The organism is Nonomuraea rubra (genome assembly GCF_014207985.1).
Lineage (GTDB): Bacteria > Actinomycetota > Actinomycetes > Streptosporangiales > Streptosporangiaceae > Nonomuraea > Nonomuraea rubra.
Window position 1 is genome coordinate 1 of sequence record NZ_JACHMI010000001.1, and the last position, 24,820, is coordinate 24,820.

27 protein-coding genes are annotated in these 24,820 nt (G+C 70.0%); 15 read left to right on the forward strand and 12 right to left on the reverse strand.

The annotated features are described in order from the left end of the window. Window positions 1-2,436, forward strand: a 2,436-nt coding sequence (locus tag HD593_RS00005; RefSeq protein ID WP_185100079.1) for an ATP-dependent Clp protease ATP-binding subunit, incomplete at its 5' end; no start/stop codon positions are given. Window positions 2,437-3,012: 576 nt separating this feature from the next. After that, window positions 3,013-3,951, forward strand: coding sequence for a sugar phosphate isomerase/epimerase family protein (locus HD593_RS00010; RefSeq protein ID WP_185100080.1), 939 nt, complete (start codon window positions 3,013-3,015; stop codon window positions 3,949-3,951). A gap of 4 nt (window positions 3,952-3,955) precedes the next feature. Here HD593_RS00010 and HD593_RS00015 read toward each other — a convergent pair whose 3' ends face one another. Next, on the reverse strand, window positions 3,956-4,426 hold the full coding sequence (locus HD593_RS00015; RefSeq protein ID WP_185100081.1) for a MarR family winged helix-turn-helix transcriptional regulator: 471 nt from the start codon (window positions 4,424-4,426) through the stop codon (window positions 3,956-3,958). Window positions 4,427-4,487: 61 nt separating this feature from the next. Here HD593_RS00015 and HD593_RS00020 point away from each other — a divergent pair, with 61 nt between their 5' ends. The 3 genes from HD593_RS00020 to HD593_RS00030 are packed head-to-tail and all read left to right on the forward strand — an operon-like array spanning window position 4,488 to window position 5,807. Then, window positions 4,488-4,865: a cupin domain-containing protein gene (locus HD593_RS00020; RefSeq protein WP_185100082.1), complete on the forward strand. Its 378-nt coding sequence runs from the start codon at window positions 4,488-4,490 to the stop codon at window positions 4,863-4,865. A gap of 12 nt (window positions 4,866-4,877) precedes the next feature. Continuing rightward, window positions 4,878-5,294, forward strand: coding sequence for a cupin domain-containing protein (locus tag HD593_RS00025; protein WP_185100083.1), 417 nt, complete (start codon window positions 4,878-4,880; stop codon window positions 5,292-5,294). A 51-nt stretch (window positions 5,295-5,345) separates the two neighbouring features. Further along, the gene (locus HD593_RS00030; protein ID WP_185100084.1) at window positions 5,346-5,807 is read left to right on the forward strand and encodes a GNAT family N-acetyltransferase; all 462 of its coding nucleotides are present in this window, start codon (window positions 5,346-5,348) and stop codon (window positions 5,805-5,807) included. 17 nt (window positions 5,808-5,824) lie between these two features. Here the strand turns inward: HD593_RS00030 and HD593_RS00035 are convergent, their stop codons facing one another. Next, complete coding sequence (locus tag HD593_RS00035; RefSeq protein ID WP_246547338.1) at window positions 5,825-6,586, reverse strand: HhH-GPD family protein; 762 nt, start codon at window positions 6,584-6,586, stop codon at window positions 5,825-5,827. Between the two features lie 229 nt (window positions 6,587-6,815). On the opposite strand from HD593_RS00035, the gene HD593_RS00040 reads away from it, so the two are divergent. Further along, window positions 6,816-7,511 carry a hypothetical protein gene (locus HD593_RS00040; RefSeq protein WP_221524546.1) on the forward strand — a complete coding sequence of 232 codons (696 nt, stop codon included), beginning with the start codon at window positions 6,816-6,818 and terminating at the stop codon, window positions 7,509-7,511. A 137-nt stretch (window positions 7,512-7,648) separates the two neighbouring features. Here the strand turns inward: HD593_RS00040 and disA are convergent, their stop codons facing one another. From disA to HD593_RS00065, 5 genes are read right to left on the reverse strand one after another with little or no spacing between them, the layout of a single operon-like run. Continuing rightward, a complete protein-coding gene (gene disA / locus HD593_RS00045) occupies window positions 7,649-8,725 on the reverse strand; it encodes a DNA integrity scanning diadenylate cyclase DisA (RefSeq protein ID WP_185100086.1) in 1,077 nt (358 codons plus the stop codon). Between the two features lie 39 nt (window positions 8,726-8,764). Next, window positions 8,765-10,171 (reverse strand): DNA repair protein RadA, encoded by a 1,407-nt coding sequence (radA, locus tag HD593_RS00050; RefSeq protein ID WP_185100087.1) that lies wholly within the window; start codon window positions 10,169-10,171, stop codon window positions 8,765-8,767. A gap of 30 nt (window positions 10,172-10,201) precedes the next feature. Continuing rightward, the gene (gene trxA, locus HD593_RS00055; protein WP_221524547.1) at window positions 10,202-10,507 is read right to left on the reverse strand and encodes a thioredoxin; all 306 of its coding nucleotides are present in this window, start codon (window positions 10,505-10,507) and stop codon (window positions 10,202-10,204) included. 2 nt (window positions 10,508-10,509) lie between these two features. Next, window positions 10,510-10,878: a MerR family transcriptional regulator gene (locus HD593_RS00060; RefSeq protein ID WP_185100089.1), complete on the reverse strand. Its 369-nt coding sequence runs from the start codon at window positions 10,876-10,878 to the stop codon at window positions 10,510-10,512. Between the two features lie 42 nt (window positions 10,879-10,920). Next, complete coding sequence (locus tag HD593_RS00065; protein ID WP_185100090.1) at window positions 10,921-11,619, reverse strand: class I SAM-dependent methyltransferase; 699 nt, start codon at window positions 11,617-11,619, stop codon at window positions 10,921-10,923. Window positions 11,620-11,675: 56 nt separating this feature from the next. On the opposite strand from HD593_RS00065, the gene HD593_RS00070 reads away from it, so the two are divergent. The 7 genes from HD593_RS00070 to HD593_RS00100 all read left to right on the forward strand — a co-directional run bounded on the left by HD593_RS00070 (window position 11,676) and on the right by HD593_RS00100 (window position 18,432). Next, entirely contained in the window at window positions 11,676-12,485 is an 810-nt protein-coding gene (locus HD593_RS00070) for a sugar phosphate isomerase/epimerase family protein (RefSeq protein ID WP_185100091.1), read from the forward strand. Beyond that, a complete protein-coding gene (locus HD593_RS00075; RefSeq protein ID WP_221524548.1) occupies window positions 12,482-13,255 on the forward strand; it encodes a class I SAM-dependent methyltransferase in 774 nt (257 codons plus the stop codon). Before HD593_RS00070 ends, HD593_RS00075 begins: the two co-directional genes overlap by 4 nt. A gap of 30 nt (window positions 13,256-13,285) precedes the next feature. Next, complete coding sequence (locus HD593_RS00080) at window positions 13,286-13,870, forward strand: TetR/AcrR family transcriptional regulator (protein WP_185100092.1); 585 nt, start codon at window positions 13,286-13,288, stop codon at window positions 13,868-13,870. A gap of 139 nt (window positions 13,871-14,009) precedes the next feature. After that, the gene (locus HD593_RS00085) at window positions 14,010-16,115 is read left to right on the forward strand and encodes a (Fe-S)-binding protein (protein ID WP_185100093.1); all 2,106 of its coding nucleotides are present in this window, start codon (window positions 14,010-14,012) and stop codon (window positions 16,113-16,115) included. A gap of 147 nt (window positions 16,116-16,262) precedes the next feature. Next, window positions 16,263-17,057, forward strand: a complete 795-nt coding sequence (locus HD593_RS00090) for a hypothetical protein (protein WP_185100094.1) — start codon at window positions 16,263-16,265, stop codon at window positions 17,055-17,057. Continuing rightward, a complete protein-coding gene (locus tag HD593_RS00095; protein WP_185100095.1) occupies window positions 17,054-18,121 on the forward strand; it encodes a glycosyltransferase in 1,068 nt (355 codons plus the stop codon). The genes HD593_RS00090 and HD593_RS00095 overlap by 4 nt, the downstream gene beginning before the upstream one ends. A 29-nt stretch (window positions 18,122-18,150) precedes the next feature. Continuing rightward, a complete protein-coding gene (locus tag HD593_RS00100; protein WP_080044376.1) occupies window positions 18,151-18,432 on the forward strand; it encodes a metal-sensitive transcriptional regulator in 282 nt (93 codons plus the stop codon). Window positions 18,433-18,931: 499 nt separating this feature from the next. On the opposite strand, the gene HD593_RS00105 is transcribed toward HD593_RS00100, so the two are convergent. Further along, entirely contained in the window at window positions 18,932-20,248 is a 1,317-nt protein-coding gene (locus tag HD593_RS00105; RefSeq protein WP_221524549.1) for a hypothetical protein, read from the reverse strand. 194 nt (window positions 20,249-20,442) lie between these two features. Here HD593_RS00105 and HD593_RS00110 point away from each other — a divergent pair, with 194 nt between their 5' ends. After that, a complete protein-coding gene (locus HD593_RS00110; RefSeq protein WP_185100097.1) occupies window positions 20,443-21,204 on the forward strand; it encodes a hypothetical protein in 762 nt (253 codons plus the stop codon). On the opposite strand, the gene HD593_RS00115 is transcribed toward HD593_RS00110, so the two are convergent. Beyond that, on the reverse strand, window positions 21,176-21,697 hold the full coding sequence (locus HD593_RS00115) for a gamma carbonic anhydrase family protein (protein WP_379478844.1): 522 nt from the start codon (window positions 21,695-21,697) through the stop codon (window positions 21,176-21,178). The two genes, HD593_RS00110 and HD593_RS00115, sit on opposite strands and share 29 nt — an antisense overlap. A gap of 150 nt (window positions 21,698-21,847) precedes the next feature. On the opposite strand from HD593_RS00115, the gene HD593_RS00120 reads away from it, so the two are divergent. Further along, complete coding sequence (locus tag HD593_RS00120; RefSeq protein ID WP_185100099.1) at window positions 21,848-22,906, forward strand: coiled-coil domain-containing protein; 1,059 nt, start codon at window positions 21,848-21,850, stop codon at window positions 22,904-22,906. A 4-nt stretch (window positions 22,907-22,910) separates the two neighbouring features. Here HD593_RS00120 and HD593_RS00125 read toward each other — a convergent pair whose 3' ends face one another. The 3 genes from HD593_RS00125 to HD593_RS00135 all read right to left on the reverse strand — a co-directional run bounded on the left by HD593_RS00125 (window position 22,911) and on the right by HD593_RS00135 (window position 24,760). Continuing rightward, a complete protein-coding gene (locus HD593_RS00125; protein WP_185100100.1) occupies window positions 22,911-23,477 on the reverse strand; it encodes a hypothetical protein in 567 nt (188 codons plus the stop codon). A gap of 164 nt (window positions 23,478-23,641) precedes the next feature. Beyond that, complete coding sequence (locus HD593_RS00130) at window positions 23,642-23,884, reverse strand: hypothetical protein (protein ID WP_185100101.1); 243 nt, start codon at window positions 23,882-23,884, stop codon at window positions 23,642-23,644. 123 nt (window positions 23,885-24,007) lie between these two features. Further along, window positions 24,008-24,760 (reverse strand): GntR family transcriptional regulator, encoded by a 753-nt coding sequence (locus HD593_RS00135; RefSeq protein WP_185100102.1) that lies wholly within the window; start codon window positions 24,758-24,760, stop codon window positions 24,008-24,010. Window positions 24,761-24,820: the final 60 nt, after the last annotated feature.

Genomic DNA, 24,820 nt, shown 5'->3' on the forward strand with positions numbered 1-24,820 from the left:
CTCAACCACAACTACATCGGCACTGAGCACATTCTTCTTGGTTTGATCCATGAAGGTGAGGGCGTGGCCGCCAAGGCTCTGGAGAGCCTCGGCATCAGCCTTGAGGGTGTGCGCCAGCAGGTCGAGGAGATCATCGGCCAGGGCCAGTCGGCTCCGTCGGGGCACATTCCGTTCACCCCGCGGGCCAAGAAGGTCCTCGAGCTGTCGCTCCGTGAGGCTTTGCAGCTGGGTCACAACTACATCGGCACCGAGCACATCCTGCTCGGGCTCATCCGCGAGGGTGAGGGTGTGGCGGCCCAGGTGCTGGTCAAGCTTGGAGCTGATCTCAACCGTGTCCGGCAGCAGGTCATCCAGTTGCTCCACGGTTACCAGGGCAAGGAGCCGGCCGCGGCGGGCGGTCCGCAGGAGTCGGCCCCGTCGACCTCCCTGGTGCTCGACCAGTTCGGCCGTAACCTGACCCAGGCCGCCCGCGAGGGCAAGCTGGATCCGGTCATCGGCCGTGAGAAGGAGATCGAGCGGGTCATGCAGGTCCTGTCCCGCAGGACCAAGAACAACCCCGTTCTCATCGGCGAGCCCGGCGTCGGCAAGACCGCCGTCGTCGAGGGCCTGTCGCAGAAGATCGTCAGGGGCGAGGTGCCCGAGACGCTGAAGGACAAGCAGCTCTACACGCTTGACCTCGGCGCCCTGGTCGCCGGCTCCCGCTACCGCGGTGACTTCGAGGAGCGCCTGAAGAAGGTGCTGAAGGAGATCCGCACGCGCGGCGACATCATCCTGTTCATCGACGAGCTGCACACGCTCGTGGGTGCGGGCGCCGCGGAGGGCGCGATCGACGCCGCCAGCATCCTCAAGCCGATGCTGGCCCGCGGCGAGCTGCAGACGATCGGCGCGACCACGCTCGACGAGTACCGCAAGTACCTGGAGAAGGACGCGGCGCTGGAGCGGCGCTTCCAGCCGATCCAGGTGGCCGAGCCCTCACTCAGCCACACGATCGAGATCCTCAAGGGTCTGCGCGACCGCTACGAGGCGCACCACCGCGTGTCGATCACCGATGACGCGCTGGTCGCCGCCGCGCAGCTGGCCGACCGCTACATCAGCGACCGCTACCTGCCCGACAAGGCGATCGACCTCATCGACGAGGCCGGTTCCCGGATGCGCATCCGCAGGATGACCGCGCCGCCGGACCTGCGAGAGTACGACGAGAAGATCGCCAACGTCCGCCGCGACAAGGAGTCCGCGATCGACGCGCAGGACTTCGAGAAGGCGGCTGCCCTCCGCGACCAGGAGAAGCAGCTCCAGCTCAAGCGCGAGCGGCGGGAGAAGGAGTGGAAGGCCGGCGACATGGACGTCGTGGCCGAGGTCACTCAGGAGCTCATCGCCGAGGTCCTGGCGACCGCCACCGGCATCCCGGTCTTCAAGCTGACCGAGGAGGAGTCGCAGCGCCTGCTCCGCATGGAGGACGAGCTGCACAAGCGGATCATCGGCCAGGACGACGCCATCAAGGGCCTGTCGCGCTCCATCCGGCGTACCCGCGCCGGGTTGAAGGACCCGCGCCGTCCCGGTGGTTCGTTCATCTTCGCCGGCCCCTCCGGTGTGGGTAAGACCGAGCTGTCCAAGGCTCTGGCGGAGTTCCTCTTCGGTGACGAGGACGCGCTGATCAGTCTGGACATGTCGGAGTTCATGGAGAAGCACACCGTCTCCCGGCTGTTCGGCTCGCCTCCCGGCTACGTCGGCTACGAGGAGGGCGGCCAGCTCACCGAGAAGGTGCGGCGCAAGCCGTTCTCCGTGGTGCTGTTCGACGAGATCGAGAAGGCCCACCCCGACATCTTCAACTCGCTGCTGCAGATCCTGGAGGACGGCCGGCTGACCGACGCCCAGGGCCGGGTGGTCGACTTCAAGAACACGGTCATCATCATGACCACCAACCTCGGTACCCGCGACATCTCCAAGGGCATCGGGGTCGGGTTCGCGAAGTCCAACGACACCGAGTCCAACTACGAGCGGATGAAGGCGAAGGTCCAGGAGGAGCTCAAGCAGCACTTCCGGCCCGAGTTCCTCAACCGTGTCGACGACATCGTGGTCTTCCACCAGCTGACGCCGAACGAGATCATCAAGATCGTGGATCTGATGCTCGCCCAGGTGGACGCCAGGCTGAAGGACCGCGACATGGGGCTCGAGGTCTCGCCCGAGGCCAAGCAGCTGCTCGCCGACCGCGGCTACGACCCCGTCATGGGCGCCCGGCCGCTGCGGCGCACGATCCAGCGCGAGCTGGAGGACTCGCTGTCGGAGAAGATCCTCTACGGCGAGCTCCGGCCCGGCCAGGTCGTGAAGGTGACGGTCGAGGGCGAGGGCGACAACGCCAAGTTCATCTTCAAGGGCGAGTCCGCCTCGAAGATCCCGGACTCGGCTGCCGCGATCGCCGCTCCGATCCAGAACTGACCCTGGGTCCAACGGAAGCCCCCGCGCCTCGCGCGGGGGCTTTCCGCATGTCAGAAGGGTGATGCGGCCGGCACCGCGGGACTACCTGCAGTGGCTGCCGGCCCGGTCCCCACCCAGGGACCGGGCCGATGTCACATTTTCGGGGGCTATCCAGTCATAGCTGTGTACGAGGGCGGTCCTGAGATCGCCCCTGGGCCCCGTGGGAGGTGCTGGATGGAGCCGAGGTCGTCTGTTCGTCCGAAAGTGCCTGCACGGGGCCCTGAGCGGCACGTACGTCATCTTCGGCGATCCTCACATCCCACCTGTGGAGAAGTGAGAAGGTTGCCGTCGTTGCGTAATTGTTGGGTCAGCGGGTATACCGCCACCGCGAGTAGTACTACACTGCGTAGAGCTTCGCCAAGTCTCATCCAAGTGAGCCACAAGAGCGTGCTCCCAAGCTGGGGGCCTGCTCCCTGGGGAGTAGCGAGAGGTCGACTCAGGGCGGACGCGCATGCCACCACCTGGCAGGCATGCTCACATGGTTCGCACGTCAGAGACGGGCGACGGGAACACTAATGCAAGCCCTGGAGGAAACCGATGCGCCTGCGTCACGATGACGGAACGCTCGTTCACCTCGCCTACAACGCAGGCGTCCACCCCGCTGAGGACCTGGAGAACCTCATCGCGCACCTGACCCGCTACGCGGTCCCGGTGCGCAAGCGGCTGGGCGTCGAGCGGATGGGGATCGGGCTGTGGCTGTCCCCCAGCGTGGCCGACCACCTCACGGCGGACCGCATCGAGCTCGTACGCCTGCGCCGCTCCCTGGAGGAGCGCGGCCTGGAGGTCGTGAGCCTGAACGGCACCGGCGGCCGCAACCAGGAGGTCCCGGGCCCCGACTGGGCCAAGCCCGAGCGCTACCGCTACACGATGGCCCTGGCCAAGATCCTGGCGTTCCTGCTCCCCGAGGACGTGCGCTTCGGCAGCATCTCGACGATCCCGATCGGCTGGCGCCGCGACTGGCCCGCCGACCTGCACTCCATCGCCACCCGCCGGCTGGAGCGGCTGGCCCGCGAGCTGCGCGGCATCTACAGCACGACCGGCAAGACGATCAGGGTCGGGTTCGAGCCGTGGCCGGGGTGCGTGCTGGAGACGACCGAGCAGGCGCTGGAGCGGGTGGGCGGCATCGACTCCGAGCACCTGGGCGTGTGCCTGGACGCCTGCCACCTCGCCTGCGACGCCGGCGAGCCCGGCGCGGCGCTGAAGGGTCTGGCCGAGGCCGGGGCGCCGGTGGTCAAGGTGGGCCACGTGCACAGCCACACGGGCGAGACGCCGGGCACGGGAGCCGTGCTGCAGGACACGCTCGCGGCCATGCTGTCGGGCGCGGTGAGCGGCAGCGCGCACATCGAGGTCGAGACGCACAACCTGACCGTTCCCGGCCGGGCCAAGGGGCCGGGGGCGCTGGTGTCGCTGCTGGCCGAGGAGCTGGACTGGGCGCGTACCAGCCTGACCGGCCTGGGTCTCCAGCTCGCGGCCTGACGTTCTAGAGGTTCCCGAACCAGCCCGGCATGTCCAGCCGCCACGGATTGCCGGGCGTCATCCTGCGCAGGTCGGACTCCAGCTCCCGCATCCGCTCCTCGCCCAGCTCGGCCGCCCAGCGGGCGCGCAGGGTGTCGAAGATGCGGGCCGAGCGGTTGAGGGCGTCCACGCCGTACGCGGTCAGGCGCACGAGCTTGCGCCTGGTGTCCTCGGGGTCGGTGGTGCGCTCGACGTAGCCGGCGCGTTCGAGCGTCTCGATCGTCTTGCCCGCCGCCTGTTTGGAGACGCCGAGCGTACGGCCCAGCTCGACGGCCGTGGTGCCGCCGGGCCCGATGGCCTGCATGACGAACCCGTGCATGGGTCTGAGGTCCGGGTGGCCCTGCTTGCCGAGCTCGGCGTGGAGCTCGTCGATCAGCAGCCTGAACGCGAGCAGCAGGCGGAGCGGAAGCTCGAAGCCCGGGACGTGGCTTGACACGATAGACAACCTGGTTAACTATATGGACAACGTAGTTGCCTATCTTAGGGGGTGCGACGGCATGGCCGTCATACGTGGCGCCGAGGCGCGGCGATCGGAGACTCCTGCCGGGGTCATGACGACGTTCGCCTCGCCGACGCAGGGAGGGGCCTCGCGGTCCCTGTGGAAGGTCGAGGCCAGGCCGGGCGCCGTGGGGCCCGAGCACGACTTCGACAGCGAGCAGGTGTGGAGCTGGGTGGCCGGGGCGGCGACCGTGGAGCTGGGCGGCGAGACGTACAGCGTCGCGGCGGGCGACACCGTCGTCATGCCCGCCCGCACCTTGCGGCGGGTCCTGGCCGACCCCGCCGACGGCTACACCGCCGTCGTCACCGCGCCGGCCGGCGCCAGGGCCTCCAGCCCTGACGGCGCCGACTTCGGCGTTCCGCCGTGGATCGTGTGAGAGGACAGAACGATGACCGTCAACCTGGGAACGGACTCCCGGAAGATCACCACCCCGAACGGGGTCATGACCACGCTCGCCTCACCGTCGCAGGGCTCCGCGGGGCAGGCCGTCTGGCGGGTGGACGCCAGGCCGGGCATGGTGGGGCCGGTGCACGCGTTCGACACCGAGCTGGTGTGGACGTGGCTCGACGGGGCCGCCGTCGTCGAGCTGGGCGGTGAGCGGCACGAGGTGGCCGCGGGGGACACGATGGTGCTGCCCGCGGACGTGAGCAGGCAGCTGGTCGCCGATGCCGAGCACGGGTTCGTCTCGATCGTGGTCGCTCCGGCCGGGGCTCAGGTGTACAACCCCGGTGGTGTGTCGGAGCCGGACGCCTGCGGCCTGGCCCCGAAGGACACCGAACGGCTCGTGCCGCCGTGGGTGCGATGAGGGGATAAATACGGATGTGACGCATGAGGCCTGTCTCATAGCCTCGGCCTCATGACCGACAAGGCCTTCGTCCCCGACGACTTCGACGTCCCCGCACACCTGGTCACCCCGCGGTTCCGCCTGGAACCCCTGGGCCCCCAGCACAACGCCTCCGACCACGCCGCCTGGACCGGCAGCATCGAGCACATCCGCGCCACCCCGGGTTTCCCGGATCACGGATGGCCACCGGTGGACGGCATGACCCTGGAGGCCAACCTCGCCGACCTGCGGCGCCACGCGGACGACTTCGCGCAGCGCCGCGGATTCACCTACACCGTCCTTGATCCCGGCGGCGAGGTGATCGGCTGCCTGTACATCTATCCCTCACCCCGCGACGGCCACGATGCCGAGGTGACGTCCTGGGTCACCGCCGGCCGGGCCGAGCTGGACGTGCCCCTGTACGAGGCCGTGACGGCCTGGCTGTCCACGCACTGGCCCTTCCGGACGCCCGACTATCAACCGCGCACGAGCTGACCAGGCGCGCGGGGCCGTCAGGAGGAGTGGGGCAGGCGGTAGGTGCCGTCGTCGAGGGTCTCGGCCAGGCCGTCGGCGACCAGGCCGTCCAGGGCGCGCTCGCGCTGGGCCGCGTCGTCCCACACCACGTCGAGCGCCGCCTTCGGCACCGGGCCGTGGGCCTCCCGCAGCACCGCCAGCAGGCGGCCCCGGCACTGGCGGTCGGTGCCCGCGTACGTCTGCCCCTTGCGCGCGGGGCCGGCGTGCGGCGGCTTGCCCGCCAGCCGCCACGCGCACACGTGAGTGATCGGGCAGTCGGCGCAGCGCGGTGAGCGCGCCGAGCACACCAGGGCGCCCAGCTCCATCACCGCCACCCCCCACCGGGCGGCGCCCAGCTCGGGCAGCAGGCTCTCCGCCAGCCGCCGCTCGGCCGCCGAGGTGGCGGTCGGCGGGTACTCCTCGGCGCTGACCGCCCTGGCGAACACCCGCCGGACGTTCGTGTCCAGCACCGCGTGCCGCCCGCCGAAGGCGAAGCTGGCGACGGCCGCCGCGGTGTACTCGCCGATGCCGGGCAGGCCCAGCAGGGTCGCATGATCGGACGGCACCTCGCCGCCGTGCTCGTCGGTGATCGCGCGGGCGCACGCGTGCAGGCGCAACGCCCGCCGCGGGTAACCGAGCCGGCCCCAGTGCCGTACGGCCTCACCGGGCTGCTCGGCGGCCAGCGCCTTCGGGGTGGGCCAGCGCTCCATCCACTCGTGCCAGATCGGCAGCACGCGGACGACCGGGGTCTGCTGCAGCATGATCTCGCTGACCAGCACGCCCCACGGGGTCGCGTCGGGCGCCCGCCACGGGAGATCCCGGGCGTTGTCCTCGTACCAGTCGAGAACGGCGGTGTGCAGGACGTTCGGCTCAACCACGCGCTCCAGCGTAGGGGGCGATGACAACCCTTGGCGTGCCGACGTTCCAGGAGATGCCATCCCTCGGCGTGTCGTCACTCACTGTCGTTGCCCGCTCACCATCCTGTGCTGTATGGACCCGGATACGATGCGTGGCGACGGCGGTGACATCTACTGGCGGCGCCGGATGAGCGTGCTGGTGGCGGTGCTCGTCGTGGTGGCCGTTGTGGCATGGGCATGTTCCAGCGGCGGCAGCGGCCCCGAACGAACGTCCAGCGCGCAGTCCTCACCCAGCGCGAGCGGCAGCACCGCCGCCAAGACCACGCCGGCCGTCGACCCGCTGCTGGCGGGCCTGCGTACGCTGGCCATGGGCACCGCGAGCCCGTCCCCCACGCCCACCCCCAAGGCGGCCCCGTCCGAGCGGCCCAGGCGGCCGGGGGAGCCGTGCGAGGAGAAGGACCTCGTGCTCAGCCTCCAGGGCGGCAGGGAGGAGATCTACGCCGGTGACGCCCGCCCCACCTTCCTGGTCACGCTGGTGAACACCGGCTCGGTCATGTGCAAGGCCGACGTGGGGCCGCGCGCCATGGAGATCAAGATCACCTCGGGCGCCGACCGCATCTGGTCCACGGCCGACTGCGTCAGCGGTCCCGGGACCGAGGTGAAGGAGCTGCAGCGGGGGGTGCCGTACGTGCGGTCGCTGGAATGGGATCGGCGGCGCTCCAGCTCCGACTGCCGGTCCACGCCCCCTGCCGCCCTGCCGGGGACTTATGTGGCGGTGGCGCGGATGGGCAAGATGCGGACGAACAAGGGGGTCTTCCACCTGCGTTGACCGTGCACCGGATGAGCACAGCCCGAGCCGAAGGCGAGGACTGCTCGGGGCGGGCAACAGACGGTCAACCCGGTAAATGGGCAACGGGTGGGCGGGGTTTGGGAGGAACGCCCGAGCGACCAGCGAGGACCGTGCTCTTAGACGTAGCGCTCCAGGATGGAGGATTCGGCGAGGCGGGAGAGGCCCTCGCGGACGCTGCGGGCGCGGGATTCGCCGACCCCGCCGACCGCCTGGAGGTCGTCGATGCTGGCCGCCAGGAGTTTCTGCAGGCTGCCGAAGTGGTTGACCAGCCGGTCGACGACCGTGGCCGGGAGGCGGGGGACCTTGGCCAGGAGGCGGAAGCCTCGGGGGCTGACGGGGGTTTCGAGCTGGTCGGTGCCGTTGTGGCCGAGGACGTGGGCGACGGCCGAGAGGTCGAGGAGGTCGGCGCCCGAGAGCTTGTCCAGCTCGTGCAGGGCCTCCAGGAGGCGTTTCTGGCGGCGGCCCGAGGGGGCGGGGAGGTAGTCGCGGATGATGAGCTCGCGTTCGGAGTCGACGCCCGCCACCAGCTCGTCCAGTTGCAGGGACAGGAGGCGGCCGTCGGTGCCGAGCTCGACGACGTAGCCCTTGATCTCGTCGGAGATGCGGCGGACCATTTCGAGGCGCTGCGCGACGGCGGCGACGTCTCTGACCGTGACCAGGTCCTCGATCTCCAGGGCAGACAGGGTGCCGGAGACCTCGTCGAGGCGGTGCTTGTAGCGTTCGAGCGTGGCCAGGGCCTGGTTGGCCTTGGACAGGATGGCGGCCGACTCCTCCAGGACGTAGCGGATGCCGTCGAGGTAGAGGGCGATGATGCGCATCGACTTGCTGATGGCGATGATGGGCAGGCGGGTCTGCCTGGCCACTCGCTGGGCGGTGCGGTGGCGGGTGCCCGACTCGTCGGTGGGGATGGCGGGGTCGGGGACGAGGTGCACGGCGGCGCGTACGATCTTGTGGTCGTCGCTCAGCACGATGGCGCCGTCCATCTTGGCCAGCTCGCGCAGCCTGGTGGCCGAGAAGTCGACGTCGAGCTCGAAGCCGCCGCTGCAGACCTCTTCGACGACCCTGTTGTAGCCGAGCACGATGAGCCCGCCGGTCTGCCCGCGCAGGATCCGTTCCAGGCCGTCGCGCAGAGGTGTGCCCGGCGCTACCGCGGCCAGGGCTTCGCGACGACGGTCGTCCAGACTCCTATCCACCTGACCCCCGTGTCGATCGGTCACCTCAGCTTAGCCGTGCTATGTGACGTGTGTGAGAGCGTCCCAGACGTTCTCCGCCTGGACCACCTCGAAGCCGGGCGCGAACGCCACCGGGCCGACCGGCACCAGGGCCCGCTGGCCGCCGCGCCTGCGGCCGCCTTCCTCCAGCGATCCGGCCGGGACGAGGGCACGTTTGAAGCCGAGGCGGGCCGCCTCCGTCAGCCGCCTGCGTACGTCCTTGACCGGGCGCAGCTCGCCCGCGAGGCCCACCTCGCCCAGCGCGACGAGGTGGGGAGGGAGCGGTTTGTCGCCGGCGGCGCTGGCGACGGCGAGCATGACGGACAGGTCCACGGCGGGGTCGGCCAGCTTGATGCCGCCGACGGTCGCGGTGAACACGTCGCAGCCGCCGAGGCGGGCGTTGAGCCGGCGCTCCAGGACGGCGAGGATCATCTGCACGCGGTAGGTGTCGAGCCCGGACGACGTGCGCCGGGGCTGCTGCGCCTCGGTGCGCGCCACCAGGGCCTGGACCTCGGCGGGCAGCGGGCGGGTGCCCTCGACGGTGACGGTGACGCAGGTGCCGGGGACCGGCTCGCTGCGCCGGGAGACGAACAGGCCGCTGGGGTCGGTGATGCCCTCGATGCCCCGCTCGTGCAGGTCGAAGCAGCCGATCTCGTCGGTGGGGCCGAACCGGTTCTTGATCGCGCGGACCATGCGGAGCCTGGAGTGGCGGTCGCCCTCGAAGTTGAGCACGACGTCGACGAGGTGCTCCAGGGTGCGGGGGCCGGCGATGGAGCCTTCCTTGGTGACGTGGCCGACGAGGACGGTGGCCATGTTGCGCTCCTTGGCCAGCCGGACGAGGTTGGCCGCCACCTCGCGCACCTGGGTCACCCCGCCGGGCACGCCGGTGGCCTGCGCGGAGCCGATCGTCTGGACGGAGTCGACGACCAGCAGCCGCGGCTGGACCTTCTCCACGTGCGCCACCAGCGCCGACAGCTCCGTCTCCGCCGCCAGGTAGAGCTGGTCCTGGATGGCGCCGATACGGTCGGCCCGCAGTCGGACCTGGGCCGCGGACTCCTCACCGGTCACGTAGAGCACGGTCGCGCGCTCGGCGATGCGGGCCGCGGCCTCCAGCAGCAGCGTGGACTTGCCGATGCCGGGCTCGCCCGCCAGCAGCACCACCGCGCCGGGCACGAGGCCGCCGCCCAGCACCCGGTCGAGCTCGGCGACCCCGGTGGTGCGGGCGGTCGCCACCTCGGCCTTGACCTGCCCGATGGGCAGGGCGGGCGCGGTGGTGGCCCCGGCCTGGACGACGCTGGCGCCGGCCCTGGCGCCCTCTTCGTCGACCGTGCCCCAGGCCTGGCACTCTCCGCATCTGCCGACCCACTTGGCGGTGCGCCAGCCGCACTCGGCGCAGCGGTATCCGGGCTTCGGGGCAGTCTTGGCCATGCGGAGCAGGCTAGCGGCTGCCACCGACAATCACGCCAGGCCGAGCTCCGAGACGAGCATGCGCTTGGGCTTGGCGCCGACGACCTGCTTGGCGGGCTCGCCGTTCTCGAACAGGATCAGCGTCGGGATGCCCATCACCCCGTAGCGGGCCATGATCTCGGGGTTCTCGTCGGTGTTCAGCTTGCCGATCGTCAGGCCGTGCTCGGCCTCGATCTGCTCCAGTACGGGCGCCACCATCCGGCAGGGGCCGCACCATTCGGCCCAGAAGTCGACCAGGATCGGCTTGTCGCTCCTGAGCACCTGCTCCTCGAAGTTGTCCGTGGTCAGCGTGATCATCTTCATCCCCTCACAAAGCAACCTGGGCACGACTGGGCGAGCTGGGCGGCCACCTCGGCGCGGCGGGCGAGCAGCACGCGGATCTCCTGGTCGATCTCGCTGAGCTTGCGCTCGTAGACCTCGACCGACTCGGCGCAGGAGCCTCCGGTGCTGTGCCCCTGACGCAGGCAGTCGACGAACGGGCGGGTCTCCTCCAGCGTGAAACCGATCTGGAGCAGGGCCCGGATCTCGGAGACCAGCCTGACGTCGTCCTCGCTGTAGGTGCGGTAGCCGTTGGTGGCGCGCCGGGCGCGCAACAGCCCGTGCTGCTCGTAGTAGCGGAGCGAGCGGGTGCTCACCCCGGTGCGTTCCGCCAGCTCACCGATGCGCATGCCTCCAAGGTAAACGTTGACGTCAGTGTCAAGGTCAAGGGCTCAGAAGTAGCGCCAGCGCAGCACGTTCGGATAGGCCAGCTCCAGCCCGGGCGTCTCGGCGATGGCCTGCTCGGCGACCTCGGGCGCGAACTCGATGCGCAGCACGGCCTCCAGGTCGGCGCGCCGCTGGAAGACCATGCGCAGGTCGAGCTCCTTGCGCTGCCAGCCCTGACGGTCCCAGAACGACTCGACCTCCCGCGCCGAGTACGCCGGCACGGTACGCGAGAACCACCGCCCGAACGACCCCCGGGTGGCGTCGAGGTCCACGACGAAGGCGGCGCCGCCGCGCCGTACGACCCGGGACAGCTCGCGCAGGCCGGGCTCGCAGCCGGGCCCGAAGAAGTACGCCCAGCGGGCCATGGCCACGTCCACGCCGGCGTCGGGCAGCGGCAGGTCCTGGGCCGCCGCGGCGTGCACGGTCACGTTGGGCAGGCCGGCGCAGCGGCGGCGGGCGAGCGCGGCCAGGTCGCCGTGCGGCTCCACGCCGATCACCCGGGCGGCTTCCGCGGCCAGGACGGGCAGGTGGTAGCCGGTGCCGCAGCCGAGGTCGAGCACGGTGGCGCCGTCCCACGGGCGCAGGGCGCGCATCGCCGCGTCGGCCGCGCCATCGGGGTCGACGGCGCGGTTCTCCAGCTCGTAGATCTGGGGCGTGTTCCAGATGTTCGGGCTCGGGATCGCACCTTTCGCTATCCGGGTCATGCCCCAACGCTAGGGGCTGACGCGCCAGATCGGCTTCTCCGGCTTAGGCTGGCAACGTGGCTGATGTCATCCGCGTGCCCAATGCGAAGATCGCATTGTCCACCGCCTCGGTATATCCGGAACGTACTCCTGACGCGTTCGAGCTGGCCGCGCGCCTGGGTTATGACGGCGTAGAGATCATGGTCGGCGCCGACCCGGTGAGTCAGGACATCGATGTGATCGAACGGCTGTCCGAGCACTACGAGGTGCCCGTGCTCGCCATTCACGCGCCCTGCCTGCTGGTCACCCAGCGGGTGTGGGGCCGCGACCCGTGGGCCAAGCTGGTCAAGGCCCAGAAGGCGGCCGAGCGGCTGGGCGCCTCGACGGTCGTGGTGCATCCGCCGTTCCGCTGGCAGCGTGACTACGCCCGCGACTTCGAGACCGGGCTGGCCAGGATGCGGGACGAGACGGACGTCACGTTCGCGGTGGAGAACATGTTCCCGCTGCGGGCCAGGGGCAACGACGTGGTGCCCTACTCACCCGACTGGAACCCGATCGACTTCGACTTCCCGCAGGTCACGCTGGACCTGTCGCACACCGCCGTGTCGGGCTCCGACGCCATGGAGATGGCCGTCAAGCTCGGCGACCGGCTGGCGCACCTGCACCTGGCCGACGGGATCGGGGTGACGAACAAGGATGAGCACCTGGTGCCCGGCAGGGGCAACCAGCCGTGCGCGCCGATGCTGGAGCGGCTGGCGAACACCGGTTACTCGGGCCTGGTGGTGCTCGAGATCAACACCCGCAAGGCGGCCAGCAGGACCGAGCGGATCGACGATCTGGCGGAGGGCCTGGCCTTCGCCAGGCTGCACCTGGCGGCGTCCACATGAACACGGGGCCGATCAAGGATCTGGGCAGGACGTTCGACCTGGTGGCCGACGCCTACGACGCGGCCAGGCCCGCCTACCCCGACGAGGTCTACCGCGCGCTGAGCGAGCTGTCGGGCGTCGAGCTCGACGGCGCCACCACGGTGGACGTCGGCGCGGGCACCGGCATCATGACGCACGCGCTGCGGGCGCGCGGCTCCCACGTGATCGCGGTGGACCCGGGCGAGGCGATGCTCACCCGCCTCATCTCCAAGGGCGGCGCCCCGAACGGCACGCGGGTGAGCGCCGTGCTGGCCGACGGCAACGCGCTGCCACTGGCCGACGAGGTGGCGGACCTGGTGACGTACGCCCAGTCGTGGCACTGGCTGGACCCGGTGGTCTCGATCGCCGAGGCCCGGCGGGTGCTGCGGCCGGAGGGCGCCATCGTGGGCTGCTGGAACCTCAACCACGCGGCGCAGGCCGACTGGCTGGCCGCCTACGAGGCCCGGCTGGCGGAGGAGGTGCCCGCGTACTGGGGGCCGGCGGTCGAGCAGTGGTCGGTGCCGCCGATCGCCTCGGCCTTCGAGGTGATCGAGGAGCGCTGGATCCCGTGGACGCGGCTGATCGGCATCGAGGACTTCCTGCTGGACCTGCGCTCGCACTCGTACATGGCGGCGCTGTCGCCCGAGCGTGCGGACGAGGTGGTGGAGCGGCAGCGGGCGGCGCTGCGGGAGGAATTTCCTGAGGGGCTGCTGTCGGTGCCGATGCGGGTCTACCTGGCGGTGGGTAAGTGACGCGACCGAGCCGCCTCGCGGAGTGAGGCCATGAACACGGACAAGCGCAGGCCCGGGCGTAGGCCGGGGTCGGCGGACACGCGTGGTGAGATCCTCACCGCCGCCAGGAGGGTGTTCGCGGAGAAGGGGTTCGACAAGGCGACCGTGCGCGGGATCGCGCGGGAGGCGCAGGTCGATCCGGCCCTCGTGCACCACTACTTCGACACCAAGGAGGGCATGTTCGCGGCGGCCATGGAGCTGCCGATCAACCCTCAGCAGATCATCCCGGTGCTGCTCGACGGGCCGCGCGAGGAGGTCGGTGAGCGGCTGGTCCGGATGATCCTGCGGCTCACCGCCGACGAGAAGACGCGGGCGCCGGTGCTGGCGCTGCTCCGCTCGGCGATGAGCAACGAGCAGGCGGTCGGGATGGTCAGGGAGTTCTTCACCTCGGCCCTGCTCTACCAGGTGGCCGACCGGATGGGCGTGCCGCACCTGCGGATCGAGGCGGCCTTCTCGCAGATGCTCGGGATCGTCCTGGCCCGGTACGTGCTCAAGCTGGAGCCGCTGGCCAGCGCCGGGCAGGACGAGCTGGTGGAGATCCTGGCGCCGACCATCCAGAGGTACTTCACGGGATAGAGCATTGTTCTGGAGACGGCGATGACCTTAGGGTATGTCGCGTAACCCAGTAAAGTTACTCGTGGGTAGGATTGCTGCTACATGCCTGCGCAGCGGGTGACCGTACGCTGACAGCCAACGTCGTCTGTGGGAGGACCCCGTGCTCTGGGTAGCCGTCATCGGGCTCGTCATGACCGTCGCGGCGGTGGCCGTGGCCGGTCGCAGGGTCATGTTCCTGTTCAAGCTCGCCACCGTGGGCCCGCCCGCGCCCGAGCGGACCGAGTACGCCAGGACACACGTCGGCGACGAGATCAAGGCGCAGCTCGTCGAGGTGTTCGGGCAGAAGAAGCTGCTGAAGTGGACGCCGTCGGGCGTCGCGCACTTCTTCGTCATGTGGGCGTTCTTCATCCTGCTGACCGTCTACATCGAGGCGTACGGCGCGATCATCCAGGGCGCGATCACCGGCACGCCCGACTTCCACATCCCGCTCATCGGGACCTGGGCCGTGCTCGGCCTCCTCCAGGACTTCATCGCGGTGGCGTGCCTGCTCGGCCTCGTCGCCTTCGCGATCATCCGGGTCAAGAACTCCCCGAAGACGCTGGGCCGCGGCTCCCGCTTCTCCGGCTCGCACCTCGGCGGCGCCTGGCTCGTCCTGTTCATGATCTTCAACATCATCTGGACGCTCTTCCTGGCCAGGGGCGCGGCGGCGGCCAACGGCAACTTCCCGTACTCCTCCGGCGCGTTCGTCTCGCTCGCGCTCGGCGACGTGCTGCCGGCGAGCGCGCTGCTGGAGGAGATCGCGCTGCTCCTGCACATCGGCTTCATGCTGGTGTTCCTGGTCATCGTGGTGAACTCCAAGCACCTGCACATCTTCACCGCCCCGCTCAACGTGCTCTTCTCGCGCCGCCCCGACGGCCTCGGCGCCGCGCCCGAGATGCGGGTGGACGGCAAGCCGGTCGACTTCGAGGACGAGGACCTCGACCCGGAGCGGCTCGGCCGCGGCAAGATCGGCGACACCACGTGGAAGGGTTTCCTGGACTTCTACTCCTGTACGGAGTGCGGCCGCTGCCAGTCGCAGTGCCCGGCGTGGAACACCGACAAGCCCCTGTCGCCGAAGATGCTCATCCTCGACCAGCGTGACCACGCCTTCAAGGTGGCCCCGTACCTGATGGCCGCCTCGGCGGGCGTCGAGCACAAGGACACCGACGTGCTGGCGCTGCTGGAGAAGCCGCTCGTCGGCGAGGAAGGCGTCATCCACCCGGACGTGCTGTGGTCCTGCACCAACTGCGGCGCCTGCGTCGAGCAGTGCCCGGTGGACATCGAGCACATCGACCACATCCTCGACATGCGCCGCTACCAGGTGATGGTGGAGTCGTCGTTCCCGTCGGAGGCGGGAGTGATGGTGAAGAACCTGGAGAACAAGGGCAACCCGTGGGGCATGTCCGAGATGAAGCGGGCCGACTGGATCGAGGAGCTCGACTTCGAGGTCGAGGTCGTCGAGGAGAAGATGCCCGAGGACGCCGAGTACCTGTTCTGGGTGGGCTGCGCGGGCGCGCTGGAGGACCGGGCCAAGAAGACCACCAAGGCCGTCGCCGAGCTGCTGCACATCGCGGGCGTGAAGTTCGCGGTGCTCGGCCCCATGGAGGCGTGCACCGGTGACCCGGCCAGGCGGCTCGGCATGGAGTACCTGTTCAACATGCTGGCCCAGCAGAACATCGAGACCCTGAACGAGGCCGGCGTCAAGAAGATCGTGGCCACCTGCCCGCACTGCTTCAACACGCTGGCCAACGAGTATCCGCAGCTCGGCGGCACGTACGAGGTCGTGCACCACACGCAGCTGCTGTCGAAGCTGGTGGACGAGGGGCTGCTCACCCCGATCACGCCGATCGAGGAGAAGATCACCTACCACGACCCGTGCTTCCTCGGCCGCCACAACAAGGTGTACTCCCAGCCGCGCGACATCATGTCGAAGGTGCCCGGCGTGCAGACGCAGGAGATGCACCGCCACAAGGACCGCGGCTTCTGCTGCGGCGCCGGCGGCGCGCGCATGTGGATGGAGGAGCGCATCGGCAAGCGCATCAACACCGAGCGCGTGGACGAGGCGCTGACCACGAACCCCGACACGGTCTCCACCGCCTGCCCGTTCTGCATGGTCATGCTGGGCGACGCCATCAACGAGAAGAAGAACAACGGCGAGGCCAAGGAATCGCTGGAAGTCGTGGACGTGGCGCAGCTTCTGATCAAGTCCGTCAAGGGCGCTTCCTGACGGGAGATGTCGGACTCCTCCACACCTGGTGTGGAGGAGTTTCGCCTGTCTACGGGTGGGGCTGGAAGAAATCCGGCATCCACATAACGGGAAAATCACGGTAACCTCAACGTCGCATGGCCTTATTCGACGGGGAGGGGGCTCGTGATGGGCGTCGTCGTCACGGACGCCGAAGTCACCCTGGCCGACGTGCTCTCCCTGCGACTCGCCATCGACGAACCACTGGAAGACGGCACCGAACTCGTTCTCAGGCATCGCACCACGGGGGTGGAACGCGACGTGCTGCTCGGCAGCCCAGGCGCGCGGGCGCGCGAGGCCACGCTGGCGGTCTCCCTGGCGCCGCTGGAGCTCAGCGCCGGCCGCTGGGACGCGTACCTGCGCCACGAGGGCAAGCGCAGCAGGCTGCGCAGCGTCGATCCTGGGTTCTCGCTCGACCATCTCGACGCGTATGCATTGTGCAGGCGCACGCTCGCCTACCGCTCGTATCGAACGCGCAACGGTTTCCTCGCGCTGAAGATCTCCGAAGCGGAGCCGGTGGCGGAGGTGCGCTCCATCTGGTTCAGGGAGGGCCGCTTCGAGGTGATGGGCCTGCTGGCCTACACCGGCCTGGAGGACGACGACTCCCGCCACGAGGCCGTGCTGACCCTGGAGCGCAGGCAGACGGGCGCCCACCTGAAGGCCACGGCCACGGTGCAGGGCGTGCGCTTCCACGCGGCGGTCTCGCTGGTGGACGTGCTGGCCGCCGAGCCCGACGGCTCCGGCATGTGGGAGCCGGCGCTGCGGGTGGAGGGCGTGCCCACGGAGATGCGGCTCGGCTCGCGGCTCGACGACGTGGACGGCAAGCGCCGCCGGCTGCACTACCCGTCGGCCCGGGTGGACGGCGTGCTGATCAAACCCTGCTACACCGCCGACGACGAGCTGCGGATCGAGGTCGGCGGATGAAGGTCAGCCTGGTCCTCGCCTCGGCGTACGCCATGCGGGGCGACGTGCGCGCCACGCTCAACCTGGCCACCGCGCTGGCCGAGCGGCACGACGTCGAGGTGATCAGCGTCAGGCGGCAGAAGGAGAAGCCGTTCTTCCCCGTCGGCCCCAAGGTGAGCATGCGCAGCGTGGTCGACGCCCGGCCGGGGGTCAGGCACCTGCTGCCGCGCGGGCAGGTGCGTACCGAGGTGGCGCTGTGGCGGGTGCTGCGCAACCTCAGGTCAGACGTCCTGATCACGACCAGGCCGGGGATCGGCGTGCAGGCGGCCAGGCACGCGCCGCGCGACACCATCAAGATCGCCCGCGAGTGGAGCAGGCCGGCCGTGCCGGGGCCCGTGCAGCGCTTCTATCCGCGCCTGAGCGCCGTCGTGACGGCCACGGAGTCGGCGCAGGAGGAGTGGAGCAGGCTCCTCGGCGACGGGCCCGTCGTGCACAGCGTGCTGGACGCGCTGCCGGGCGGCCCGTGGCCGCGCTCGCGCATGGACAACAGGATCGTGGCCGCCGGTGGCCGGTGGGTGCCGGTGAAGGCGTACGACAGGCTGATCAGGTCGTTCGCGATCGTGGCCGACAAGCGGCCCGACTGGCGGCTGAGGTTGTACGGCGGCGGCCCCGAGGAGCGGCGGCTGCGCTCGCTCGTGCGCGACCTCAACCTGCACAACCACGTCTACTTCATGGGCACCACGCCGGACCTGGCGGGCGAGTTCGCCAAGGCGTCGATCGTGGCCACCACCTCGCGCAGCGAGGACCTGGGCATGACCGTGCTGGAGGCCATGGGGTGCGGGGTGCCCGTGGTGGCCTTCGAGGGCGCCAAGGGGCCTCGGGAGTTCGTGGCGACCGGCTACAACGGGGTGCTGGTGCCGGAGTCCGAGGGTGACCTGCAGCTCTTCGCGGCGGCGCTGCTGGCGCTGATCGACGACGAGCGCAGGCGGCGCTCGCTGGCGGCGGGCGCGCTCGACACCGCGGTGCGGCATTCGGCCGACGAGGTGGCCGAGCAGTGGGAGAAGCTCATCACCGATCTCCGCTAGCCCATACTCCTTACGGGTACCGTAGAAGCATGCATGGGTACAGCGGAGACAAGCAGGCATATCTGACGCGCCTGCGGCGAATCGAGGGCCAGATCAGGGGTCTGCAGCGTATGGTCGACGACGATGCCTACTGCATCGACGTGCTCACCCAGGTCTCCGCCGCCACACGGGCCTTGCAAGCGGTCGCGCTGGGGCTGCTGGAGGAGCACATCTCGCACTGCGTGGCCGACGCGATCAACACGGGCGGCCCGGAGGCCGAGGCGAAGGTCAAGGAGGCGTCGGCGGCGATCGCGCGCCTCGTGCGTTCCTAGAAGGGTCTAGCCCTCTGTCCTGAGAGCCTCATCCGTAAGTCGGATGATCCAGCCGTGGATTGACTAGTTATGTGAAACCCCGGGAACTAGGTCCCCGGGGTCTTGGTTAATCGAGTTGGTTCTTCAGCGACTCGCCGAAGTCCGCAATCCGAGCGCGTCGTCGAGTTCGTCCAAGGTCAGCCGCCGCTCACTGACTGCCACGGCGGTGAGCACCTCGGCGTAGAGCGCAATCTCGTCCAACGCGACACGGTCATGGACCCGAGAGTCCAGGTCATCGTGCCCCACCGCGTCGTCCTTCCTTCCGCAGCCCACACCCTCTACGAGGTTACGGCGGAGGCCCTTCCGGCGACATGGCCCATCGGAGTCATTCCTTTCCGCGCCTCGGGGGCCCCGTCAGGATCATTTCCCGAATCCGAGATCACAATTCAGCGAAATTGCTGTTATCTGGGGGGTTAGAACGATATAGGAGGAGTAAGGGGGAAATAGCGGCATTAGTGGTTTACATGTGCCCTGTGTGGTGGTCGTCCCGTTCGTGGACGATCTTCCGTACGAGTGCCGACTGCCCCGCCAGGCCGTGCTCCGGGAGCTTGGCCCCCGTCAGCCGGCCCCACGCCAGCCCCATGGCGTACGCGGCCCCGAGCACCGCCGCCGCGCTTCCCCTGTCAGGCGGCTCCACCTCGAACACCGGCGCGGCCTCGCCCGTACGGACGGGGAAACCCTCCGGCTGCGTCGTCTCGGCCGCGGACGTGCCCGTGAGACCCGCGTGCCGCAGCTCCTCGTACGCCATTCGCAGCCGGTGGTCCAGCCGGCCGGGCAGCGCCCCCTTGGAGTCGGACAGGTCGGCCAGGAACGCGGCCGCGGCCCGGCGCGGCTCCGGCGTGAACGACAGGGCGTCCACGAGGTCGTAGACCGTGTGGGAGAAGTGCGCCCCGGGGTCGCTCTCCACGAGCAGCGCCCGGCTCAGGCGGGCGGGGCAGCGCTCCAGCCACTCCCTGCGCATCGCCGCGTCGTCCTCGTACGGGTCGCCGAAGCGAGGCCGGCGCAGCAGCGGCTCCACCATCGTGAGCAGCGCCAGCGCCCGCGGCCTGAACCGGGTGTCCAGCAGCAGGATCTGGGCCGTGTCGGCCATCACCGCGGCCAGCCTGAGCGCGGCGCGGGGACGCCCCGCCCGCATCCGCTCGGCCACCAGCGTGACGAGATCGAGCAGGGGCGGCGCCTGCAACCAGCGCACCCACTCGTCGCCGGGCAGGGAACGGCGCAGGTACTCGCCGAAGACGGTGATCAGCCGCTCGTTGCCGTCGAAGGCGGGCGCGTACGCGCACCACATGATCGTGCCCCACACGGCCGCCACCGTGCTCGGCACGTCCGTGGCGAAGATCTCGCCGAAGGCCGACAGCGGGTAGTCCAGCTCGGACTTGCGCCCGCAGCCGCGTACCAGGACCCTGAGCTGCTCTGTGAGGCGCTCTGGCACGTCAGGGCCGACGAACGACTGGGTGGAGCCGGGCTCGGCGTGGAAGTCGTGGCCCGGCGGCACCACGGCGCCGGGCAGGACCGCCGCGGCGTGCGTGACCCGGCGCACCCGCGTGCCGCGCGGCGGCGGGGCCGGATGCCAGCGGCCGTCGGCGGGGTCGTGCAGGTGCCAGCGCGCGTGCGCGCCGAACAACCAGCGGTCGCCGTCCGGGCTCACCAGAATCCTGGCAGCCAGCACGTGGGCGCGGTCGGGCACGGAAAGCCCTCGCCAGCGCGGGTCCGCGACCATCGCGCGGACCTCCGCCTCCGTGGCGGTGAACGCATCCCAGGGTGGCACGGCGGTCATCGTACTGGGGGTACTCGGATCATCCATCGGCATTTCACGGCAGAATGGCCGCTATGAGGGCGAAGGTTGCAGGGACGTTGGCGGTCGTTGGCGTGCTCTCCGGTTGCGGTACGACGACAGTGGCGCAGCCGACACCCACCGGACCCGGCATTCTCACGCTACAGAACGCCACCCCGCCGGCTCCCGGCGGGGAGGTGGGCGAGGCCTCCACGGAGTTCGACGACGCGGCCGACCTGGAGATGTGGTCCAAGCTCAGCGAGACCGAGAAGGACGTCGACCGGCTGAACAAGTACGACGTGAACAAGACCGTGAACGGCGCCATGTACCTGGAGCCCGACGTCTCCGCCTGGTTCGACGGCTTCCGCGGGCCCTTCGTCTACCAGGAGCTCGCCGGCGACATCGTCATGCACGCCCGGGTCAAGGTCGAGGGCAAGAGCGGCGGCCAGCCCAAGCGGAAGTTCTCGCTCGGGGGCCTCATGGCCCGCCAGCCGGGCTCGTACGCCAAGCCCAACTGGGTCTCGGTCACCACCGGCACCGCCGAGAAGAGCGGCCAGGTCGAGGCGAAGCTCACCCAGGACGGCAGCTCCAAGCCCAAGGAGATCGCCGTCAAGAGCGGCTGGGTGGACCTCGCGCTGGCCAGGGTCGGCCGGGTCTTCGTCGCGCTCTACAAGGAGGACAAGGGCACGTGGAAGGTGGCCCAGCGCTGGCCGTCCAACCTGCCCGACGTGCTCCAGTGGGGCGTGACCGCCTACACCGACTGGGACAGCTACAGCACGCTCAAGAAGGACGCGACCAAGGGCAACGCCAAGCAGGTCAAGGGCACGCCCGACCTCAAGCTCACGGTCGACTTCGTCCGTTTCCTGAGGCCGGAGCTGCCTGACTACGCCGACCCGCTCAACCCGGCGTCGGTGTCGGACGCCGTCTTGGTCAAAGCGATGACGCCTGCCGGTGCCTGAGCGCCTTGGCCTGGTAGTTGTCCGGCGTGCGGGCGAAGGAGTCGCGGTCGTCGTCGGTGAGCTCGCGTACGATCTTGCCGGGCACGCCCGCGACCAGCACGCCTGCCGGGATCTTCTTGCCGGGGCCCACGAGGGCTCCGGCCGCCACCAGGGTGCCCGCGCCGACGCGGGCGCCGCCCAGCACGATCGCGCCGATGCCGATCAGCGCGCCGGACTCCACGTGGGCGCCGTGGACCATGGCCTTGTGGCCCAGGCTGACGCGGTCCTCCAGGATCGCGGGCTCGCCCGGGTCGGAGTGCAGGCACGACAGGTCCTGCACGTTGCACTCCGCGCCGATCTCGATCCGTTCGTCGTCCCCGCGCAGTACGGAGCCGTACCAGATGCTGGACGCCCGGCCCACGCGTACGTTGCCGACCACGACCGCACCAGGCGCTATGTACGCTTCAGGGTGTATGTCCGGGACTGCTCCGTTGTCCAACGCTGCTATGTACATTCGAGACATCGTAATTCCAGCTCGGGGTATGGCGTTCGGGTTGCGGACGTGGGCAGATGGCAGGAAAGTCGTTTCCTGACGTCCCGTTGCCAGACCCTCACAACCCGCTAGTTTTCCCCCGCCTCACGACGAAACCCCCAGGTAATCGCCATGATGAACCAGCACGAGAGCATTCCCGATCTGATGCAAGAGGACACCTTCGAGGTCGTGATGCGCGGCTACAACCGCCGCCAGGTCCACGACTACATCATCCGCACCCGTAACCAGATAAGGGATCTGGAGGAGCGGCTGGCACGGGCCATCGAGCAGGCGGAGCAGGGCCGCATCGAGCTGGCCGAGGCCAGGCGGCGCATGGTCGAGACGCCGCAGAGCTACGAGGACCTCAGCCCCCGGCTCGCGCAGATCCTCAGGCTCGGGGAGGAGGAGGCCGCGGCCAAGCGCGAGGACGCGGAGGCCGAGGCCGCCAGCGTGCGCGACGCGGCCAAGTCCGAGGCCGAGCGGCTCGTCACCACCTCCCGTGAGACGGCCGACAAGATCCTGACCTCCGCCCAGGCCGAGGCCGAGCGGCGGGTGAGCGAGGCCACCCAGGCGGCCGAGCGCATGCTGGCCCAGGCGGGCAGCGACGCGGAGGAGCAGCTCACCTCCGCCCGCACCGAGGCCGAGGAGACGCTGCAGGAGGCCAGGGCGGAGGCCGAGCGCACGGTCACCATGGCCAGGGCCGAGTCCGAGCAGCTCATGCAGTCCGCCGGCGCGCAGGCCGAGCAGGCGCTGTCCGGGGCGCACAAGGAGGCCGAGAACATGCTGGCCACCGCGCACCAGCGGGCCGCGGCGCTGGACGAGCAGGCGGGGCGCCGGGTGGAGTACCTGAGCAACACGCACACGGAGGTGGTGCGGCGGCTGACGGAGATCAGCTCGGTGCTGGGCGACCTCATGCGGGCCGAGGCGAACGCGGGGCCGCTGGTACCCGAGGCCATCGCCCCGCCCGCCCAGCAGGCTCCCCCCGCCCAGCCCGCCCAGCCCGCCCAGCCCGCCCAGCCCGCCCAGCCCGTCCAGCCCGCCCAGCCCGAGCCGCCCGCGCCGCAGAACGACGAGGACCCCGAGCAGACCGTGCGGGTGATCGTCAAGGAGGACGAGCCCGAGCAGCGGGAGGGTGTCATCTCCGACGACACGGACGTGAACATCGGCCGCCTCTCCGAGTCGCGCAAGTAGCGGCTCAACCCCTGGCCGACAGGTACGCCTCGCCCCGGGGTGAGAGCCGGTAGCCGGTCTCCAGGCTGATCGTCAGCCCGAGCTCCTTGAGCCTGCGCACGTTCAGCTTGAAGCGGGCGAGCTCCTGCCCCACCTCGGGCGCCAGGTCCCCGGCCCTGACCCCGGGGCGCTCCGCGATGAGCTCCAGCGTGCGCACCGCCCACGGCCCCATCCGGTCCAGGCGCCTGTCCAGCTCCGCGACGTCGCCGGCGGTCAGGGAGGCGGTGGCGGCCAGCACGTCGCGCGGGTCGGGCTCGGTCACCAGGCGCAGGCCGACCCGGTGGATCGGGTCGTGGCCGCGCGCGTCGAGGTCCGCCAGGAGGGCGGCGCGGCCGGGATAGCCCGCCGCCCTGGCGTCCCCCTCCGTCACGTCCGCGGCCGAGGTCACCGCCACCGAGGTGACCTCGGCCATCAGGCCGGAGCCCATGCGATACCGCCCACCCGCCGTGACCTGGGCACGCTTCCAGCGCCTGAAGGCGAGGGTGATCGATCCGTTCTGTACGCCTTCACGCAACCGCCGTTCGAACAGCATGCCCACACCCTAGGGGTGGAGGGAGCGGAAGCCCCCGCCCCCGATCGGGTCGGAGACTTCCGCGTTCGTGGCCCCTCCTGAATGTGGGGGCCCGGTACCGGGGCCGCCGAGACGCTGGACCCGGCACCGGGCTGCTCGTGGACGCGGGCCGCACGGGCCCCGCGTCAGGGTGGTGCGGGCCCGGCTCGCCACGTACGCTGCTCGCCGGCCCGCCTTTCCTGGTCCCGGAGCCGGTCGCGCAGGCCGTCCGGGTCGTCCGCGTCGATGGTCATCGCACATCCGGCATCGCGCTGCGCCGCGCTGAGCGGATGGTGTCTCGTGGCCCACCAGCGGCCGGCGTCGCTCCGCCAGATGGTCCACTGGGGGTACTCCCGGGCGATCTCGGCGAGATGCCGATCAAAGGACATCGCTGTCCACCTTTCCCGGGCCCCCAGGCGAGGTTCCATCTCCTTAGAAGATGCGGCACTTCTCTAGAGAGCACAATGATCGTCAGGGACAGGTCAACCTATCGCTTGACAGATCGGCTTGAATCAGGCGTCGAAGTCGTACTGGAGTACGTACGCCGCGGAGTCCAGCACCATCTCGTTGAGCTCGATCGGCAGCCCGCCCGACGTGTACGCCGTGCGCGCGATCACGATGACCGGCGTGCCGGCGGGCAGGTCGAGCAGCCTGGTCTCGCGCGGGCTGGGCATGCGGGCCCGTACCTCCTCGGTGAAGTGGGCGGGGGGCAGGCCCAGGTCGCTGAGCCTGGCGTAGACGCCGCCGGGGCCGGTGTCGGCGAGGGTGATCGCGCTGCCCTCCACCAGCCGGGCGGGGAAGTAGGAGGTGGCCAGTTGCACGGGCCTGGTGTCGACCGAGTAGCGGCGCCGGCGTACCCAGACCTCGCCGCTCTCCAGCACGGCGGCCACATCCTCGGTGGCCCGCTCCAACATCACCTCTAACGCGTCGACGGCGAAGGGGCGGCCGCGGGTGTCGGCGTCCCAGATGGCCCGTCCCTGGCCCCACTGCTCTCGTGACAGGCGGCGTGAGCCGTGCCTGCGGATCGGTTTGAACAGCCGCACGTAAACCCCCGAGCCTCGTCTGGGCACCGCCAGCCCTTCGTTGATGAGTACGGCAAGCGCCTGCCTGGCGGTGGCTCGTGCGATTGCGTATTCGGCCATAAGCGCGTTCTCGCCCGGTAGTCGGTCCCCGTCGCGCAGTTCGCCGGACAGAATCCGGGCGCGGAGGCCGTCGGCGATGCGTCGATAGATAGGGGGCTCGTGGGGTACCGGGGATTCAGACAACTTTGATCACCCTCTGTCACCAACCAGGTTGTGGCGTCTCCAGAGAACTTGCCCCGTCTT